The organism is Aquipuribacter sp. SD81, assembly GCF_037153975.1.
Classification (GTDB): domain Bacteria; phylum Actinomycetota; class Actinomycetes; order Actinomycetales; family JBBAYJ01; genus Aquipuribacter.
This window is the reverse complement of the sequence record NZ_JBBAYJ010000024.1, coordinates 1-16,083: the sequence shown is the minus strand read 5'-3', so window position 1 is coordinate 16,083 and position 16,083 is coordinate 1. Positions and strand designations below refer to the sequence as shown.

Below are 16,083 nucleotides of genomic sequence, written 5' to 3'. Positions count from 1 at the left end.
GGTGGGCGGGGCGCCGTCGGACGGCGTGCGGCCATCGTGCACCCCGGGTGGCGCCCGCTCGCAGGCAGGAGGTGTGACGGGCTGTGGGGTCACACTGGGGGCATGCGCCGGACGAGCGGGGGCGGCACCGAGCACGCCGACGTCGTGGTCGTCGGGGCGGGGCTCTCCGGGGTCGGTGCCGCGCACCGGCTGCGGACGGCGCACCCGGGCCGGTCCGTCGTCGTGCTCGAGGCGCGGGAGGCGCTCGGCGGCACGTGGGACCTGTTCCGCTACCCCGGCGTGCGCTCGGACTCCGACATGCTCACGCTCGGGTACCCGTTCCGGCCGTGGCGGTCCGACCGGGCGCTCGCCGACGGCGCGTCGATCCGCGAGTACGTGGCGGAGTCCGCCGACGCGCTCGGCGTCACCCCGCTCGTCCGCTTCTCGCGCCGGGTCGTGGCCGCCGACTTCGACACCGCGATGGCGCGCTGGAGGCTCACCGTCACCGACCCGCGGACCGGCGTGGAGCACCGGATGACGTGCGGCTTCCTCTACGCGTGCACCGGCTACTACGACTACGAGCACCCCCACGACCCCGACATCGACGGCCTCGCCGACTTCGCGGGGCCGGTCGTGCACCCGCAGGCGTGGCCCGACGGCCTCGACGTCCGCGGCCGGCGGGTCGTGGTCGTCGGGTCCGGCGCGACGGCCGTGAGCCTCGTGCCGGCGCTGCTGCGCGACGAGCACGGGGCGGCCCACGTCACCATGCTGCAGCGCTCGCCCAGCTGGGTGGCGGCGGTGCCGGGGACGGACCGCACCGTCGACCGGCTGCGGCGGGTCGTGCCGGTACGCGCGGCGCAGCGGGTGGCGCGCGCCCGCAACGTGGTGCGGCAGGTCGTGTCGTACGGGTTCGCGCGCCGGTTCCCGCGCGCGGCGGGACGGCTCCTGCGGGGGCTGGCGGCGCGGGCGCTCGGGGGCGACACAGGACTGGTGGCGGACCACTTCACCCCGCGCTACGACCCCTGGGACCAGCGGCTGTGCTGGGTGCCCGACGGCGACCTGTTCGCCGCGGTGCGCTCGGCGCGGGCGGACGTGGTGACCGACCGCATCCGGCGGGTCCTGCCGGACGGAGTCGAGCTGGTGTCCGGCCGCGTGCTGCCCGCCGACGTCCTCGTCACCGCGACGGGGCTGCGGCTGCTCGCCCTCGGCGGTCTCGCCCCGCGGGTCGACGGCGTCGAGGTCGACCTGTCGGAGCAGCTGGTGTGGAACGGCACCATGGTGACCGGGCTGCCGAACCTCGCCTTCTGCATCGGCTACGTGAACGCGTCGTGGACGCTGCGGGCGGACCTCAGCCACCGGGTCGTGTGCCGCGTGCTCGCGTGGGCCGACCGGCGCGGGTACGACGCGGTCGTGCCGCGGGACCCGACGGGCCTGCGACGGCAGCCGCTGCTCGGGCTCACGTCCGGCTACGTGCGGCGCTCGATCGACGCGTTCCCGCACCAGGGCGACCGGACGCCGTGGCGCGTGCGGCACAACTACCTGCTCGACGCCCCGGCGACGCTGCTCGCGCGGCCCGGGCGGAGCCTCGTGCCGGTCACGGCCGACGTCGACGGCTGCTGAGCCAGCGGCTGGGCGCCGGCGGGACGGGAGCGCCGTCAGGAACTGTCCGCTGAGCGACAGACAGGCGGAACCCCAGGTCACTACGCTGCGGGCGCCGCGCCCATCCCGCACGGCGTCGCTCGGGGAGAACCGGGGGTGCGCATGGTCGCGACGACAGCCGTCGAGGACCCCGGCGCGGACGGACGTCCGGGTGGTCGCTGGGCCGTCCTGAAGGCGGTGGCGGGCAACCGCGACCTGCGGCGCGTGCAGCTGGCCTTCCTCGGCTCCGCCATCGGCGACTGGGCGTACGCGACGGCCATCCTGGTGTGGGTCTTCCAGCAGTCGGGCGCGCACGTCGTCGGCGTCTGGGTGGGGGTGCGCTTCCTCCTGGGCGCGCTGACGGCACCACTGGGGGCGCTGCTCGCGGACCGCTGGCCGCGGCGTCGGCTCATGATGGCGACGGACGCCGTCAGGGCGCTGCTCGTCGCGGCCGTCGCGGTGCTCGTGGCCTCCGGTGCGCCGCTGCTCTCGGTGCTCGTGCTGTCGACGCTCGCCTCGCTGCTCAGCTCGCCGTTCCTCATCGCCCAGCGGGCTCTCCTGCCGTCCCTCGCGGCGACCCCGGCCCAGCTCACGGCCGCCAACGGCGTGCACAGCACCATCGACAGCACGGCGGCCTTCGCCGGTCCGGCGCTCGCCGCCGGGCTGCTCGTCGTCCTCGACGTCCCCGTCGTGCTGTGGTTCAACGTCCTCACGTTCCTGTGGTCCCTGGCCCTCGTCAGCCGCGTGACGGTGCCCTCGCGGCCGGAGGCGACGACCGGGAGCGACGCGGCGGCCGACCCCGGTCCGGCCGGCGCCTCCGCGACCACCGAAGAGGCAGCTGCGGCGAAGGAGACCTTCCTGGCCGAGACCATGGCGGGCTTCGCCGCGATCCGGCGGGACCGAGCGCTCCTGCTGTCCACGGTGCAGGTGGCGCTGCAGACCCTGGTCGCGGGGGCGTCCCCGGTCTTCCTCGTCGTGCTCGCGGCCGAGGTGCTCGGCTCCGAGGAGGGAGGGCTCGGCGCCCTCAACGCGGTGATCGGGATCGGGTCCGTCCTCGGTGGGTTCGTCGCCATCTCGCGGGCCGGCAAGGAGACCCTGGGCCGGGACATGGTCGTGGGGGTCGTGCTGTGGTCCGCCCCGCTCCTGCTCATCAGCGTGTGGCCGGTGGCGGCGGTCTGCTTCCTCGCCGTGGCCCTGCTCGGTCTCGCCAACCCGCTCGTCGACGTCAACGTGGACACCATCTTCCAGCGCCTCACCCCCGACCGGATGCTCGGCCGCGTCTTCGGTGCCCTGGAGTCGTGCGTGATCGGCACGATGGCGCTCGGCGCCTTCCTCATGCCGTTCGCGCTCGAGCTGGGGCTGCGGGTCGGCCTGGCGGTCCTCGCCGCGCCCGTGGCGCTGGTCGCGCTGCTCTCCCTGCCGACCATGGTCCGGCTGGACCGGACCATGACCGCGCCGCCGGGCCTGGACCTGCTCCGCTCCGTCGACCTCTTCGCGCCCCTCGACCCGGCGACGACCGACCAGCTGGCCCGGGCCCTGGGTCACATGCGCTTCGGGGTCGGCGAGGTCCTGCTGCGCGAGGGGGAGACCTCCGAGCTCTTCTACGTCGTCGAGTCCGGTCTGGTCGAGGTCCGTCAGGGCGAGCGGGTGCTGCGCACCGAGGGCCCCGGGGAGTACTTCGGCGAGATCGGCCTGCTGCGGGACGTCCCCCGGACGGCCACCGTGACCGCGCTCGAGGACACCGTCGTCCGCACCCTGTCGCGTGAGGACTTCCTGCAGGCGGTCAGCGGTCACTCGGCGGCGCGGACCGCGGCCGAGTCCGTCGTCGCACGGCGGCTGGCGGCCTGACCCGTCGGCGCCGGGCCGTCACGAGCCGGTGAGGCAGGCCCACGCCGCACCCGTTTGCCGCGGGGGCCACCGGGCAGGAGTGGCGTGGCACCGACAGACGAACGAGGAGGCAGCCATGGCCGACGCCCACGTCGTGCAGGACGCGACCACCCCCGCCGAGCGCCCGCCCATGCGGGAGAGCAACGAGGCGGAGCCGGACCAGCTCGACGTCGCCCGCACGCAGGGCGACGCCTACGGCGAGGCCCTGGAGGCCATGGCCGCGGAGGACGGCGCCGTCACCGCACGGGCCGGGAACTACGTCGTCGCGTTCGTCAACGAGCAGGCCGAGGGGATGTACGCGCCCGCCGACGGCGGTGGGCTGGAGTGGCGGGAGGCGCCGGAGGAGGCGAACGCCCACCTCGAGGTCGCCGTCGCGGACGGTGCCGACGGACGCTTCGTGCCCGGTCTCGACGTGACCGTCACCGTGCTCGACGGGGACCGCGAGCTGTTCACGCACCCCGCACCGTTCCTGTGGCACCCGTTCCTCCACCACTACGGCTTCAACGCGCGCATCCCCTCCGCGGGCCCGTTCACCGTGCGGGTGCGGATCGAGCCGCCGGCGTGGATGCGCCACGACCCGGTCAACGGCAGGCGATACGCCGACCCGGTCGAGGTGACGTTCGCGGACGTGGAGTTCGAGCCCGGCACGAAGCCGAGCCCCGACGCCACGCCGCGCGGGGAGCCGACGGCCTTCGCCGGCTGACCCGGGGGGGGCGGGACGCGCCCGCACGCCGGCTGGCGCGTCGGCGAGGGCGAGCGACACGATGACCGCGTGGGTGGTGCGGCGTGCTCCTGACGTGCACCGTCCTGCGCCCGGACCCGCCGGCCGCGGTGGTGCCGTGGGAGCCGGTCGGGGCGACCTGGTGGCAGGCGGGTCGCAGCAGCGACGGCCGGTCCCGGGTGCCGGACCCTGACGGGCGCGTCCGGTCGGTCCTCGCGATCTGGCGGCACGAGGACGACGCGCTGACCGGCCCGCCGGTCACCGCGGGCGTCGAGCGCTGGCACGCGGTGCTCGACGTGAGGTCGTCCCACGGCGACGTCGTCATGGCGGGGGGCGCGCGCCCCTTCGACGGGCTCGTCGCCGGTCCCGCGCCGGCCGGTGCCGTCGCCCTCGTCACGGTCGCGGGCAGCAGCGCTGACGAGGGCCGCGAGCGGGAGTTCGCCCGGCGCTTCCAGCACGTCGGACGGGACCTCGCCCGGGCGCCCGGCCACCTGCTGACCCTCGTCCACTCCCCCACGGGGACGACGAGCATCGGACCGGTGGTCGTCCTGTCGGTGTGGCGCGACCTCGCCGCCGGGCTGCACTGGGCGTACACGGGCTCGCGCCCGCACACCGCCGCCGTGGCCCGGCAGGCCGACGCGCGCCTCGTCGGGGTCAGCGCGTCGCTGCGGTGCGCGGTCGTGTCGAGCCGTGGGTCGCTCGGCGGGCTCGACCACGGTGCAGCGGACTCCGTCCGTGGCTGAGGGCAGCGGCGCGGTCCCCGACCCCGGCGACGAGGCGGTCCGCCTGCTCACCGAGCTCGTGGGCGTCGACTCGGTCAACCCCGGCCTGGTCCCGGGGGCGGCCGGGGAGCGGGAGGTCGTCGACCTCCTCGCGGCGCGCCTGCAGCGGTCCGGGTTCGCCACGACCGTCGTGCCGGCCCCGGGCGACGCCGACCGGCCGAGCCTCGTCGCCGTGCCGTCGGGCCCGCCGGCCGGCCCGACGCTCGTGCTCAACGGCCACCTCGACACCGTCGGGGTCGAGGGGATGGCCGAGCCGTTCGCCGCCCGGGTCGACGGCGACCGTCTGCACGCGCGCGGGGCGGCGGACATGAAGGGCGGCGTCGCCGGGCTCGTCGTCGCGGCCGAGGCGCTGGTCGCCGCCGGCGCGCCGGTGCGGCCGGTCCTCGCACTCGTCGCCGACGAGGAGGACGCGAGCCTCGGCAGCGAGGCCGTCGTCCGGGCGCTGCCGGACCTCGGCGTCCACCCCGCCGTCTGCCTCGTCGCGGAGCCGACGGACCTCGCCCTCTGCCGGTCGGTGCGCGGCTTCGCGGTCGTGCGGGTCGCGCTGCCCGGCCGGGCCGCGCACAGCTCCCAGGCCGAGCAGGGGGTCAACGCCGTCGCGCACCTCGGGCGGCTGCTCGTCGCGGTCGAGGAGCGCGCCGCGGCGGTCCGCGCGGCCGGCGGCGACCTCATGGTGACCGTCGCCCGGGGCGGCACGTCACCGTTCGTCGTGCCGGACGCGGCGGAGTGCCTCGTCGAGCTGCGCACGACCGCCGAGCAGGACGCCGCCACGGCGCTCGACGTCGTCCGCGGCCTGCTCGACCCCGCGTGGCGGGCGAGCGCGGAGACCGTCATGCACCGGGACGGCTGGTCGCTCGACACCGACGGCCCGGCCGCCGACCTCGCGGCGCGGCTCGGCGCGTCCCTCGGCACCGGCGCGACGTTCGACGCGCCGTACTGGCTCGAGGCGCCGCTGTGGCAGGCCGTCTGCCCGACGCTCGTGTGCGGGCCGTCCGGCGGCGGGCTGCACGCCGTCGACGAGTGGGTCGACCTGCGGCAGGTCCGACGGTTCGCCCGCGCGCTCGTCGAGGTGCTGTCGGGAGGCCCGGCACGTGCCGACTGACCCGCGGGCCCTGCGCGGCGACGCCCCGCTGCTCGACGCGTGGCTGCGCTTCCACGAGGACGCCCCGACGCCCTTCACCATCCCGGGGCACAAGCAGCGCCACGACCTCGTCGGCGACGTGGTCGCGGGCGACGTCCCGCTGTACGCGGGGCTCGACACGATGAAGCTGACGGCCGGGGTGCTCGCCGGCGCCGAGGCGCGCGCGGCGCGGCTGTGGGGCGCGGACGTGTGCCGGTTCTCCACCGGCGGCGCGACGCACGCCAACCAGGCCGTCGCGCTCGCGCTGGCCGGCGACGGCGACCGCGTCGTGGTGAGCCGCACCCTGCACCGCTCGATGCTGCTCGGCCTCGTGCTCGCCGGTCTCACCCCGGTGTGGGTGCGACCGGAGGTCGACACCACGACCGGGCTCCCGCTCGGGGTGGCGCCGGCGACGGTCCGGGCGGCCCTACACACGCACCCGGACGCGCGGGCGGTCGTGGTCGGCGACCCCTCGTACGTCGGCACCGTCGGTGACGTCGCGGGGCTCGCGGAGGCGGCGCACGAGCACGACGTGCCGCTCGTGGTGGACGCCGCGTGGGCCGCGCACTTCGGCTTCCACCCCGCGCTGCCGCGACACGCGCTGCAGCTCGGCGCCGACGTCGTCGTGACGAGCGCGCACAAGACGCTGCCGGCGTGGAGCCAGGCCGCCCTCGTCCTCGCCCGCCTCGACCGGGTCGACGCCGCGCGCCTCGACGCCGGCGTGGAGGCGACCGCGACGACCAGCCCGGCCGGGGCGGTGCTCGCGAGCACCGACGCGGCCCGCGCGCTGCTCGCCCGCGACGGCGAGCACCTCCTCGGCGAGGCGGTCGCGGTGGTGCGGCGGGCGCGGGAACGGCTGCGGCAGGTGCCGGGGCTCGCGGTGCTCGACGGTGAGGCGGTCGACCCGCTCAAGCTCACGCTCGTGCTCGCCGGGACCGGCGCGGACGGCAACGCCGTGGAGCAGGACCTGCTCGCCGCGGGCCTGCCCGTGGAGTCCGCGGATCGAGACGTGCTCGTCGCGGTCGTGTCGCTCGCGGACACCGGGGCGTCGGTCGGTGCGCTCGTCGACGTCCTCGTTCGGTCCCTCGAACGGCGCCGGGGCCCCGCGCGACCCGTCGCCGGACCGGCGGCGTATCGCGTCGAACCCGTGCAGGCCGTGTCCCCGCGCGAGGCGTTCTTCGCCGCGTCCGAGCCGGTCGACGTCGCCGCGTCCGTCGGGCGCACCAGCGCGGAGCTCGTCGCGCCCTACCCGCCCGGGATCCCGGTCCTCGCGCCGGGTGAGACCGTCACCGCCGAGGTCGTCGACGCGCTCCGGCAGGCGCGCGCGGCCGGCGTCCGCGTCGCGTACGCCGCCGACCCGTCGCTCGCGACGCTGCGCGTCGTGCGCTGAGCCCTCGCCCCCGGGCGGACGGACGACGTCAGCGGCTCCGGCGCGCGACGTCACGACGTCACGGCGTCACGGCGGCGGTGGCAGCGGGTCGACCTCGCAGGTGCCGGACTGAGTAGGTGGACCGCGACCTCCGGTCGGCACGACCCGACAAGGAGGAGGGGTGCTGTCCCACCCATTCGTCGGCCGCGAGGCCGAGCTGTCCGTGCTGTCCGAGAAGGTGCAGGCGGGCCGGCACGTGGTGGTACGCGGCCCGCCGCTGCTCATCCACGGTGGAGGCGGGCGGCCGCCGCCGCGCGAGCGCGTGCGGCCACGCCCGACGGGGGTGAGGGTGGCGGCATGACCACCGGCCCCACGCCCGCCTCGTCCACGGTCACGCTGCCCCGCGGGGTCGAGATGCCCCTGCTCGGGCTCGGCACGTGGCAGGCCTCGGGCGAGGAGGTGTACCGAGCCGTCCGGACGGCCCTCGACCTCGGCTACCGGCACGTCGACACCGCGACGATGTACGGCAACGAGGCCGACGTCGGCCGCGCCGTCGCGGACTCCGCCGTCCCCCGCGAGGAGGTCTTCCTCACGACCAAGCTGCCGCCGTCCCGGGCGGCCGACGCCCGCGAGGTGCTCGACGACAGCCTCCGGGCCCTCGACGTCGACGCGGTCGACCTCTGGCTCGTCCACGCCCCGCCGGGTGGGCAGGCGAGCCCGGAGACCTGGGAGCGGCTGCTCGCGGCGCGCGAGGACGGCCTGGTGCGGGCCGTCGGCGTCAGCAACTACAGCCCCGAGCAGGTCGACGAGCTCGTGACGGCGTCCGGGCAGGCGCCGGCGGTCAACCAGGTCAAGTGGTCGCCGGCCCTCCACGACCCCGCCGTGCTCGCCCACCACCGCGACCGCGGTGTCGTCGTCGAGGGCTACAGCCCCTTCAAGGCGACCGACCTCGCCGACCCCGTCCTGGCCCGGGTCGCCGAGGCGCACGATGTGAGCGCCCCCCAGGTCGTGCTGCGCTGGCACCTGCAGCACGGCGTCGTCGTCATCCCCAAGTCGGTGACGCCGGAGCGGATCCGGGCGAACGCCGACGTCTTCGGCTTCGAGCTCACCGACGACGAGGTCCGCGACCTCGACGGGCTCGCGACGGACGGCGTCGACCGGGCCGGCCGGTGAGGGGCGTGCTGCTGCGACGCCTGCTCGACGCCCCCTCGACGTGGACCGCGCTCGACCGGGTCGCCGCGCCCGTCCGCGACGTCGTGCAGGCCGCACCGGAGGGTCTCCGCCGGGTGCTGCACGGCGCGTGGCTGGGCCACGCCCTGCACCCGGTCCCGGCGCAGCTCGCCGTGGGCTGCTACACCTCCGCCGCCCTCGTCGACGCCTTCGCCCGCACCCTGCCGCGCGCCGCCCGGCCCGGCGCACGCGCCGCGTCGACGATGCTGCTGGCGACCGGCACGGCTGCGGCGCTCCCGAGCGCGGCGTCGGGGCTCACCGACTGGGCGGAGCTGCACGAGGACCAGCAGCGCACGGGTCTGGTGCACGCCGCGCTCACCACGGCAGCGACCGCCTCCGCCCTCGTCGCGGTGGTCCGACGCCTCCGTCACCCGCTGCGCGGGTCCGACGGCGCGGACGCGGCGTCGTTCGCCACGCTCGTGCTCAGCGGCCTCGGGGCGGCCGTGGGAGGCCACCTCGCCTACCGGTGGGCGGCCGGGGTGAACCACGTCGAGGACGTCACCCACACGGGGCCGGAGGACTGGGTCGACCTCGGGGCCTCCGCGGACTTCGTCGAGCGGCGACCGACGCGGGCGCGCGCCGGCGGGGTCGACGCCGTGGTCCTGCGCGTCGCGGGCCGCCTGCACGCGATGGCCGACCGCTGCAGCCACCTCGCGGCGCCGCTCTCGGACGGCGAGGTTGTGGAACGCGACGGGCAGGTGTGCCTTGTGTGCCCGTGGCACGGCAGCACCTTCACCACCGACGGCGAGCCCGTCGCCGGGCCGGCGACGGCGCCGCAGCCGCTGTTCCACGTCGAGGAGCACGACGGCCGGGTACGGGCGCGGGTCGTGACGCTGCCGGGGGTGGCGGCCAGCTGAGGGGCTGTCGACTGCTGGTCGAGGTGGGCGGCCGGCGTGTGGTCGAGCTCCTGGCGACGCGGGACCAGGGCCAGGGCACCGGACGCCCGTGAGGGGACGGTGCGGCTGGCATCCCTCGCTCGCCGCGCTCACCCCGCGGGGGTGAGGCGCTGTCGCGACGGCGGCTCCTAGCGTCCGTCCCGGGCGCCGACCCGGCTGCCCGGAGGCGAGAGGAGCAGCCCGTGCCCGGTGGACGACCGAACATCCTCGTGCTGTGGGGCGACGACATCGGCATCACGAACCTCAGCTGCTACTCCGACGGCCTCATGGGCTACCGCACCCCGAACATCGACCGCATCGCCGAGGAGGGAGCGCGCTTCACCGACTACTACGGCGAGCAGTCGTGCACGGCCGGACGCGCGGCCTTCATCACCGGGCAGAACCCCTACCGGACGGGGCTCACCAAGGTGGGCATGCCGGGGGCCGACATCGGGCTGCGACCGGAGGACCCGACCATCGCGACGGCGCTCAAGGAGCAGGGGTACACGACCGGGCAGTTCGGCAAGAACCACTTCGGGGACCGCGACGAGTTCCTGCCGACGGCGCACGGCTTCGACGAGTTCTTCGGCAACCTCTACCACCTCAACGCCGAGGAGGAGCCGGAGGACCCGGACTACCCGGACCCCGAGCACTTCCCCGACTTCCGCGAGCGGTTCGGCCCACGAGGCGTCATCCACAGCTGGTCGGACGGGCGCGTGGAGGACACCGGCCCGCTCACGAGGAAGCGCATGGAGACCATCGACGAGGAGGTCGTCCCGCACGCGCAGCGCTTCATCCGCGACGCGCACGAGTCCGAGACGCCGTTCTTCCTGTGGTTCAACACGACCGGCATGCACTTCCGCACCCACATCAAGGACTCCATCCGCGGGCAGGCGGGCCGGTGGCAGTCGGAGTACCACGACGCGATGGTCGAGCACGACAAGCGGATCGGGGACATGCTCGGCGTGCTCGACGAGCTGGGGATCGCCGAGGACACGATCGTGCTCTACAGCACCGACAACGGCCCCCACATGAACACGTGGCCCGACGCCGCCATGACGCCGTTCCGCAACGAGAAGAACTCGTGCTGGGAGGGCGCGTTCCGGGTGCCGTCGCTCGTCCGCTGGCCGGGGACCGTCGAGCCCGGCACCGTCCTCACCGACATCGTGAGCCACGCCGACTGGTTCCCCACGCTGCTGCGGGCCGCCGGGGCGCCGGGCATCGTCGACGACCTCAAGCAGGGGCACTCCCTCGCCGGCCGCGAGTACCGCGTGCACCTCGACGGCAACGACCAGACCGACTACCTGTCGGGCGCGTCGGCGACGAGCGCCCGCGACTCGTTCTTCTACGTCTCCGACGACGGCGACCTCATGGCCATGCGGTTCGACAACTGGAAGATCGTCTTCCTCGAGCAGCGCGCCACCGGAACCCTGCGGGTGTGGGCGGAGCCGTTCACCGAGCTGCGCGTGCCGAAGATCTTCAACCTGCGCACGGACCCGTTCGAGCGGGCCGACGTCACGTCGAACACGTACTACGACTGGGTGCTGAGCCACGCGTTCCTCGTCGTCCCCGCGCAGGCCTTCGTCATGCGGCTGGCGAGCACGCTGCAGGAGTTCCCGCCCCGTCAGGAGTCGTCGAGCTTCACCGTCGGCAAGATGCTCGCGAAGCTCCAGGCGGGCCTGCCCAGCTCGTGAGCGCCGTCGGCACGGCGACGCTGGTCCAGGTGCCCGGCGGGCAGTTCCGGATGGGCTCGGACCGTCACTACCCGGAGGAGGGACCGGCGCACCCGGTGCGGGTCGGCGACCTCGAGGTGTCCGCCACGACGGTCACCAACCGGCAGTACCGCGAGTTCGTCGCCGACACCGGCTACGTCACCGTCGCGGAGCGCCCGCTGGACCCCGCCGACTTCCCCGGGGCGCCGCCGGAGAACCTCGTGCCCGGTTCGCTCGTGTTCACCATGACGCCCGGACCGGTCGACCTACGGCACCTCAGCCAGTGGTGGACGTGGACGCCGGGCGCCTGCTGGCAGCACCCGGAGGGCCCCGGCAGCGACCTGGCCGACCGCGACGAGCATCCGGTCGTGCAGGTCGCGTTCGAGGACGCGGCCGCGTACGTGGCCTGGGCCGGGCTCGACCTGCCGAGCGAGGCGGAGTGGGAGCACGCGGCGCGCGGCGGCCTGGACGGCGCGGACTTCGTGTGGGGCGACGAGGCGGTGCCGGACGGGGAGTACCTCGCGAACTTCTGGCAGGGCGACTTCCCGTGGCGCAACGACCGGTCCGACGGCTTCGCGGGCACCGCGCCCGTCGGCTCCTTCCCTCCCAACGGCTACGGGCTGTTCGACATGGCCGGGAACGTGTGGGAGTGGACGAGCGACTTCTACGCCGCCCGGCACCCCGAGCCGGCCGGGTCGGCGTGCTGCGTACCGAGCGACCCGCGCGGACCGGCCGAGCAGGCGAGCCTCGACCCCGCCCAGCCGCAGTTCGCCGTGCCCCGCCGGGTCATCAAGGGCGGGTCGTTCCTCTGCGCGGACTCCTACTGCCTGCGCTACCGCCCGGCCGCGCGCCGCCCGCAGATGGTCGACACCGGCATGAGCCACATCGGCTTCCGCACCGTCCGCCGGCCGGACGGCGGGCAGGTCGCGACGGCGGGCGCGTGAGCGAGCACCGGCTGCCGTCGTGGCGGGAGGGTGCGGCCCGCGACGCGGTGCTGCGTTTCCTCGCCGACAGCGCGGCGCTGCCGGTCGAGGACCGGCTCGCGGTGCTCGACGTCGACGGCACCCTGTGGTGCGAGCGGCCCCGCTACGTGCAGCTCGACTTCTTCCTCGACCAGCTCGACGGGGCCCTGCGGTCCCGGCCGGGGCTGCGCGAGCGGCCCGAGCTGCGCGCGGTCCTCGAGCACGACGACGCCGCGCTGGCGGACCTCGGTCTGCCGCGGGTCGCCGCGGCGCTCGTCGAGCTGTGCGAGGGACTGAGCCCGCAGGACTTCACCGCGCGGGTGCGGGAGTTCTTCGCCGTTCGCACCCAGCCCGAGCGCGGCGTGCCGTACCGGGACCTCCGCTACGCGCCGATGCTCGAGCTGCTCGACGAGCTGCGGGCGCACGGCTTCGACGTCGCCCTCGTCACCGGTGGCGGCGCGGAGTTCGTGCGCGCGGTCAGCCTCGACCTGTTCGGCGTGCCGCCGCAGTCGGTCGTCGGCTCGCAGATCGGCTACCGCTTCGCGCGGGACGACACCGGGCGACCGGGCCTGCGCCGGACGGCGGAGGTCGACGCGGGCGGCGTCAACGAGGGCGAGGCGAAGGTGACGAACACCCAGCGGGTGCTCGGGCGCGCCCCGGCGCTCGCGGCGGGGAACTCCCCCGGGGACACCGAGCTGCTGCAGTGGGCCGGTTCGGCGGGCGGCCCGTCGCTCGCGCTGCTCGTGGAGCACGACGACGCCGAGCGCGAGGCCGCGTACACCTCCGAGGCGGGCTCCTTCCACGCCGCCGAGCCGATCGGGACGACGGCGAGGCGGTGCGGGTGGACCACGGTGAGCGTCGCGCGGGACTGGGACCGGGTGCTCGTCGGGGCGTGAGCTCCCCACAGGCCGTACCGCCACCACGGCCCTCGTCCCACGCCGCCGCTCCGGTCGGCCACGCGCCGGCTACAGGCGCCCTGCTGCTCGCGTGCGCGCGCCTCCCTTCCCGGCAGATACGCCGCATGACCTATTCCGTCCGTCCCGAACGCTGCCGAGACTGACGCGGGTCGGGACGGCGAGGAGGTCGACGATGAGCGGCAGGGGCAGCACGGGGACGGGCAAGGCGGCCACGGATGCGGGCACAGGGGTCGTCGATGCGGGGATCTCGGGCGGGCCGGCCGACGGCGCGGACGGCACCGTGCGGGGCGGTGGCCGGCGAACGCGCCCCGGCGCGACGACCCTCGCCGTAGGTGCCGTGTCCGCCCTCGCCGGCCTCGTCGTCGGGCTGGCCGCCGTCGCACCTCCCACCGGTGCCGACGAGAAGGCCCCGCAGCGGGAGGAGGTGGTCTCGCTGCTGCGGCAGTGGGACGCGGCCTTCGTCCGGGGCGACGTCGAGACGCTGCGCGAGCTCGGCACCGCGGACGCCGTGGTGCACGGGCGCCCGCTGCACAGCCGGACCACGGAGGTCGCCCTCGAGCGCTGGTTGCGGGGCACCGGGCCGGAGGACGCCGAGGGCGACCCGGTCGTGGCCGTGCTCGACCCGTCGACCTCCGTCGCCGCCCAGCGCGCGTCCTACGGCGGGTCGGAGCAGATCACGCTGTTCCGGGTGCTGCGGACGCCCGACGGTCTGCGGGTCGCGCATGTCGAGAGCACGGTGGTCCCGAACTGGTGAGCCGCCCGGTGGCCACCGGCGTCAGCCGGCCGGGCCGCCCGGGTCGGACGCGGCGCCCGTCGGGACGACGTCGTCCTCTCGCAGCCGGCCCAGCTCCGCCACGACGTGACCGCCGTCCGCGCAGACCCACGACACGCGTCCCGCGGCGGCGACCGGCGCGAGCTGTGTCCCGTGGTCGGGGCACGTCGGCCACCTGCCGTGGACGATCTCGCCGAGGTGGTCGGCCGAAGCGGCGAGCAGGGCGACGGCGGCGGGTCCGAGGGCCGGGTCCGCGAGCGGCTCGACACCCAGCACGCCGCTGCCGCCGAGGGTCTCGACGGCGACCTGGATGGTCGGCACGGGCGGGCGTCCGGGCTGCGGCGCGTCCGGGCGTTCGGTGACGTGCTCGGCCGGGACGACGGTCCACACGGTCATCTCGCCGAGGGTGCGGGCGAGGTCGGCCGCCAGCAGGGACGCCGCCTCGCGGTAGGCGGCGACGCTCTCCTCGACGAGCCGGCGGCGCTCGTGCAGGTCGGCGTCGTCGCGCGGCAGCCAGCGGCCCGGACCGTCCTCGCGCTCCCACGCCACCCACCGGTCGAGCGCGGCGTGGAGCGCGGCGGGGTCGGCGACGTCGCCGTCGGGGCCGAGCGGGACGCGGGCGCTGCCGTAGCGCACGACGAGCCGACCGTCCTCCTCGGTCACCGAGCAGGGGTCGGACACCCCGCGGTCGGCCGTGATCGTCCGCGCAGCCTCGTCCGCCGCCGCGTGCCACGGCGCCGTGGCAGCGTCCCCACCGTCGGGTCGACCCATCCCCCGATCATGGCGGACGGCGCCGGGGTGCGCCGCTCAACGAGCCGTGGGCAGCCAGGCCGCCACGTGGGCGGCGAAGTCGTCGAACGCCGACACGTCGCGGAGCTCCGTCACGACGCGGGTGTCGTCGACGTCGTCGTACCGGTGAACGAGCAGGTTGCGCAATCCCACCGCACGCGCGAGACGCTCGGCCAGCGCCGGCGGTACGACGCCCTCCGCGGCCAGCCGCCGAAGGGCCTCCCCGCCGGTCTCCGCCACCGGCCAGCCCTGGCTCAGCACGAGGTGGTGCGCCACCCGCACCGCGCCCTCGGCGAGGACCACGAGATCGTACTTGGCTGCTCGCAGCGCCGTCTCGTCGTGCAGCAGGTCGCGTCGCGTGAGTGCCCGCAACCCAGCCGCGTCCCGCGCGAGCCGGTCGAGCAGCCGTTCCACACGCTCCTGGTCGACCACGCCTCAGCCGCCCGCCCGCTCCGCGAGCTGGCGGCGCCGCACCTCGTACCGCTGCAGCAGGCCGGGTCGCTCGTCGGACCACCGCAGGAGCACGTCGACCTGCCACCTGACCCGTTCGGCTTCGGCGGCGGCGTCGGCGGTGGCGAGGAGGCGGCCGTGCGTGGCGACCCGGCCGGCGAGCCACAACGGGGCCGAGTCGAGCACCAGCAGGTCGACGCCGGGCGGCAGGGCGGGTGTCCACGGGTCCGGGGCATCGACACCCCACCAGGCGGCGAGATCGACGTCGCTGTCCTCGCGGGGCTGCGGGGCCGGGGACCCTGGCGTGCCGGCCCGACTGCCGTGCACGAAGACGAAGCGCGCCCCCGCGTCGAGGAGTGCGCGCGCCGCACGCTCCTCGGTGTCGTCCCGGCCGGCGATCACGAAGTCGATCGTCCCACGGCGGCCCGCCTCCGGTCGGGACCGCGGCGGCACGGGCGCGCGTGGTCGGGCCAGGACAGTCGTCCATCACCTCCGAGAACGACTCGCGGTCGCCGAGGTCGACCATCACCGTCCCACCGCCCGTGCCGCACGTCGGGAGCTCGACGACGCGTGAGGGCGCGACGGCTCGCCGGGCACGCGGCGGAGCCCTCCCTCGATGAGGCTGGGACGGTCCGGCGCGCGCGCGTGGCCCCAAGGGATCCGTTCGTCCCAGACGCCCGCGCATCCCGCTGGTGCGTCGGCGTGCCATAGCCTGGGGCGGGCGGTCGCGCACCGGGGCCTCTAGCTCAACTGGCAGAGCAGCGGACTTTTAATCCGCGGGTTGTGGGTTCGAGCCCCACGGGGCCCACCGGTCGGTGTGTGCACCTTCGCCTCATCCTTGACGTTTCGTCGTCGGGTGATGGTTGACGGTGTTTCGGCT

16 protein-coding genes and 1 tRNA gene are annotated in these 16,083 nt (G+C 75.8%); 14 read left to right on the top strand and 3 right to left on the bottom strand.

All coding sequences use genetic code 11. From position 1 onward, the window contains the following. Nucleotides 1-102 precede the first annotated feature (102 nt). The 13 genes from WAA21_RS14205 (at nt 103) to WAA21_RS14145 (ending at nt 13,946) form a co-directional block, all read left to right on the top strand. Nucleotides 103-1,599, top strand: a complete 1,497-nt coding sequence (locus tag WAA21_RS14205; protein ID WP_336923482.1) for a flavin-containing monooxygenase — start codon at nt 103-105, stop codon at nt 1,597-1,599. A gap of 141 nt (nt 1,600-1,740) precedes the next feature. Beyond that, nucleotides 1,741-3,465, top strand: a complete 1,725-nt coding sequence (locus tag WAA21_RS14200; RefSeq protein ID WP_336923481.1) for an MFS transporter — start codon at nt 1,741-1,743, stop codon at nt 3,463-3,465. 115 nt (nt 3,466-3,580) lie between these two features. Next, the gene (locus WAA21_RS14195) at nt 3,581-4,207 is read left to right on the top strand and encodes an iron transporter (RefSeq protein WP_336923480.1); all 627 of its coding nucleotides are present in this window, start codon (nt 3,581-3,583) and stop codon (nt 4,205-4,207) included. Between the two features lie 83 nt (nt 4,208-4,290). Next, entirely contained in the window at nt 4,291-4,968 is a 678-nt protein-coding gene (locus WAA21_RS14190; RefSeq protein ID WP_336923479.1) for an antibiotic biosynthesis monooxygenase, read from the top strand. Beyond that, on the top strand, nt 4,961-6,109 hold the full coding sequence (locus WAA21_RS14185; RefSeq protein WP_336923478.1) for a M20 family metallopeptidase: 1,149 nt from the start codon (nt 4,961-4,963) through the stop codon (nt 6,107-6,109). The genes WAA21_RS14190 and WAA21_RS14185 overlap by 8 nt, the downstream gene beginning before the upstream one ends. After that, entirely contained in the window at nt 6,099-7,517 is a 1,419-nt protein-coding gene (locus WAA21_RS14180; RefSeq protein ID WP_336923477.1) for an aminotransferase class I/II-fold pyridoxal phosphate-dependent enzyme, read from the top strand. The genes WAA21_RS14185 and WAA21_RS14180 overlap by 11 nt, the downstream gene beginning before the upstream one ends. Nucleotides 7,518-7,677: 160 nt before the next feature. Further along, nucleotides 7,678-7,857: a hypothetical protein gene (locus tag WAA21_RS14175; protein ID WP_336923476.1), complete on the top strand. Its 180-nt coding sequence runs from the start codon at nt 7,678-7,680 to the stop codon at nt 7,855-7,857. Further along, the gene (locus WAA21_RS14170; RefSeq protein WP_336923475.1) at nt 7,854-8,669 is read left to right on the top strand and encodes an aldo/keto reductase; all 816 of its coding nucleotides are present in this window, start codon (nt 7,854-7,856) and stop codon (nt 8,667-8,669) included. Before WAA21_RS14175 ends, WAA21_RS14170 begins: the two co-directional genes overlap by 4 nt. A gap of 5 nt (nt 8,670-8,674) precedes the next feature. After that, the gene (locus WAA21_RS14165) at nt 8,675-9,583 is read left to right on the top strand and encodes a Rieske (2Fe-2S) protein (protein WP_336923474.1); all 909 of its coding nucleotides are present in this window, start codon (nt 8,675-8,677) and stop codon (nt 9,581-9,583) included. A gap of 221 nt (nt 9,584-9,804) precedes the next feature. Further along, the gene (locus WAA21_RS14160; RefSeq protein ID WP_336923473.1) at nt 9,805-11,295 is read left to right on the top strand and encodes an arylsulfatase; all 1,491 of its coding nucleotides are present in this window, start codon (nt 9,805-9,807) and stop codon (nt 11,293-11,295) included. After that, a complete protein-coding gene (locus WAA21_RS14155; RefSeq protein ID WP_336923472.1) occupies nt 11,292-12,257 on the top strand; it encodes a formylglycine-generating enzyme family protein in 966 nt (321 codons plus the stop codon). Before WAA21_RS14160 ends, WAA21_RS14155 begins: the two co-directional genes overlap by 4 nt. Beyond that, a complete protein-coding gene (locus tag WAA21_RS14150) occupies nt 12,254-13,171 on the top strand; it encodes an HAD family hydrolase (protein ID WP_336923471.1) in 918 nt (305 codons plus the stop codon). Before WAA21_RS14155 ends, WAA21_RS14150 begins: the two co-directional genes overlap by 4 nt. 193 nt (nt 13,172-13,364) lie before the next feature. Further along, nucleotides 13,365-13,946, top strand: coding sequence for a hypothetical protein (locus WAA21_RS14145; protein ID WP_336923470.1), 582 nt, complete (start codon nt 13,365-13,367; stop codon nt 13,944-13,946). A 21-nt stretch (nt 13,947-13,967) separates the two neighbouring features. Here WAA21_RS14145 and WAA21_RS14140 read toward each other — a convergent pair whose 3' ends face one another. The 3 genes from WAA21_RS14140 to WAA21_RS14130 are packed head-to-tail and all read right to left on the bottom strand — an operon-like array spanning nt 13,968 to nt 15,605. Then, a complete protein-coding gene (locus tag WAA21_RS14140) occupies nt 13,968-14,735 on the bottom strand; it encodes a hypothetical protein (protein ID WP_336923469.1) in 768 nt (255 codons plus the stop codon). A 36-nt stretch (nt 14,736-14,771) separates the two neighbouring features. Next, nucleotides 14,772-15,185 (bottom strand): type VII toxin-antitoxin system HepT family RNase toxin, encoded by a 414-nt coding sequence (hepT, locus tag WAA21_RS14135; RefSeq protein ID WP_336923468.1) that lies wholly within the window; start codon nt 15,183-15,185, stop codon nt 14,772-14,774. A gap of 3 nt (nt 15,186-15,188) precedes the next feature. Further along, nucleotides 15,189-15,605 (bottom strand): hypothetical protein, encoded by a 417-nt coding sequence (locus WAA21_RS14130; protein WP_336923467.1) that lies wholly within the window; start codon nt 15,603-15,605, stop codon nt 15,189-15,191. Between the two features lie 333 nt (nt 15,606-15,938). On the opposite strand from WAA21_RS14130, the gene WAA21_RS14125 reads away from it, so the two are divergent. Next, nucleotides 15,939-16,011, top strand: a tRNA-Lys gene (locus WAA21_RS14125). Nucleotides 16,012-16,083 lie beyond the last annotated feature (72 nt).

Bases quoted from the DNA above. Each gene is read 5' to 3' on its own strand.
- WAA21_RS14205 (WP_336923482.1), top strand. From the start codon at position 103: ATGCGCCGGACGAGCGGGGGCGGCACCGAGCACGCCGACGTCGTGGTC.
- WAA21_RS14200 (WP_336923481.1), top strand. From the start codon at position 1,741: ATGGTCGCGACGACAGCCGTCGAGGACCCCGGCGCGGACGGACGTCCG.
- WAA21_RS14195 (WP_336923480.1), top strand. From the start codon at position 3,581: ATGGCCGACGCCCACGTCGTGCAGGACGCGACCACCCCCGCCGAGCGC.
- WAA21_RS14170 (WP_336923475.1), top strand. From the start codon at position 7,854: ATGACCACCGGCCCCACGCCCGCCTCGTCCACGGTCACGCTGCCCCGC.
- WAA21_RS14145 (WP_336923470.1), top strand. From the start codon at position 13,365: ATGAGCGGCAGGGGCAGCACGGGGACGGGCAAGGCGGCCACGGATGCG.
- WAA21_RS14140 (WP_336923469.1), bottom strand. From the start codon at position 14,735: ATGGGTCGACCCGACGGTGGGGACGCTGCCACGGCGCCGTGGCACGCG.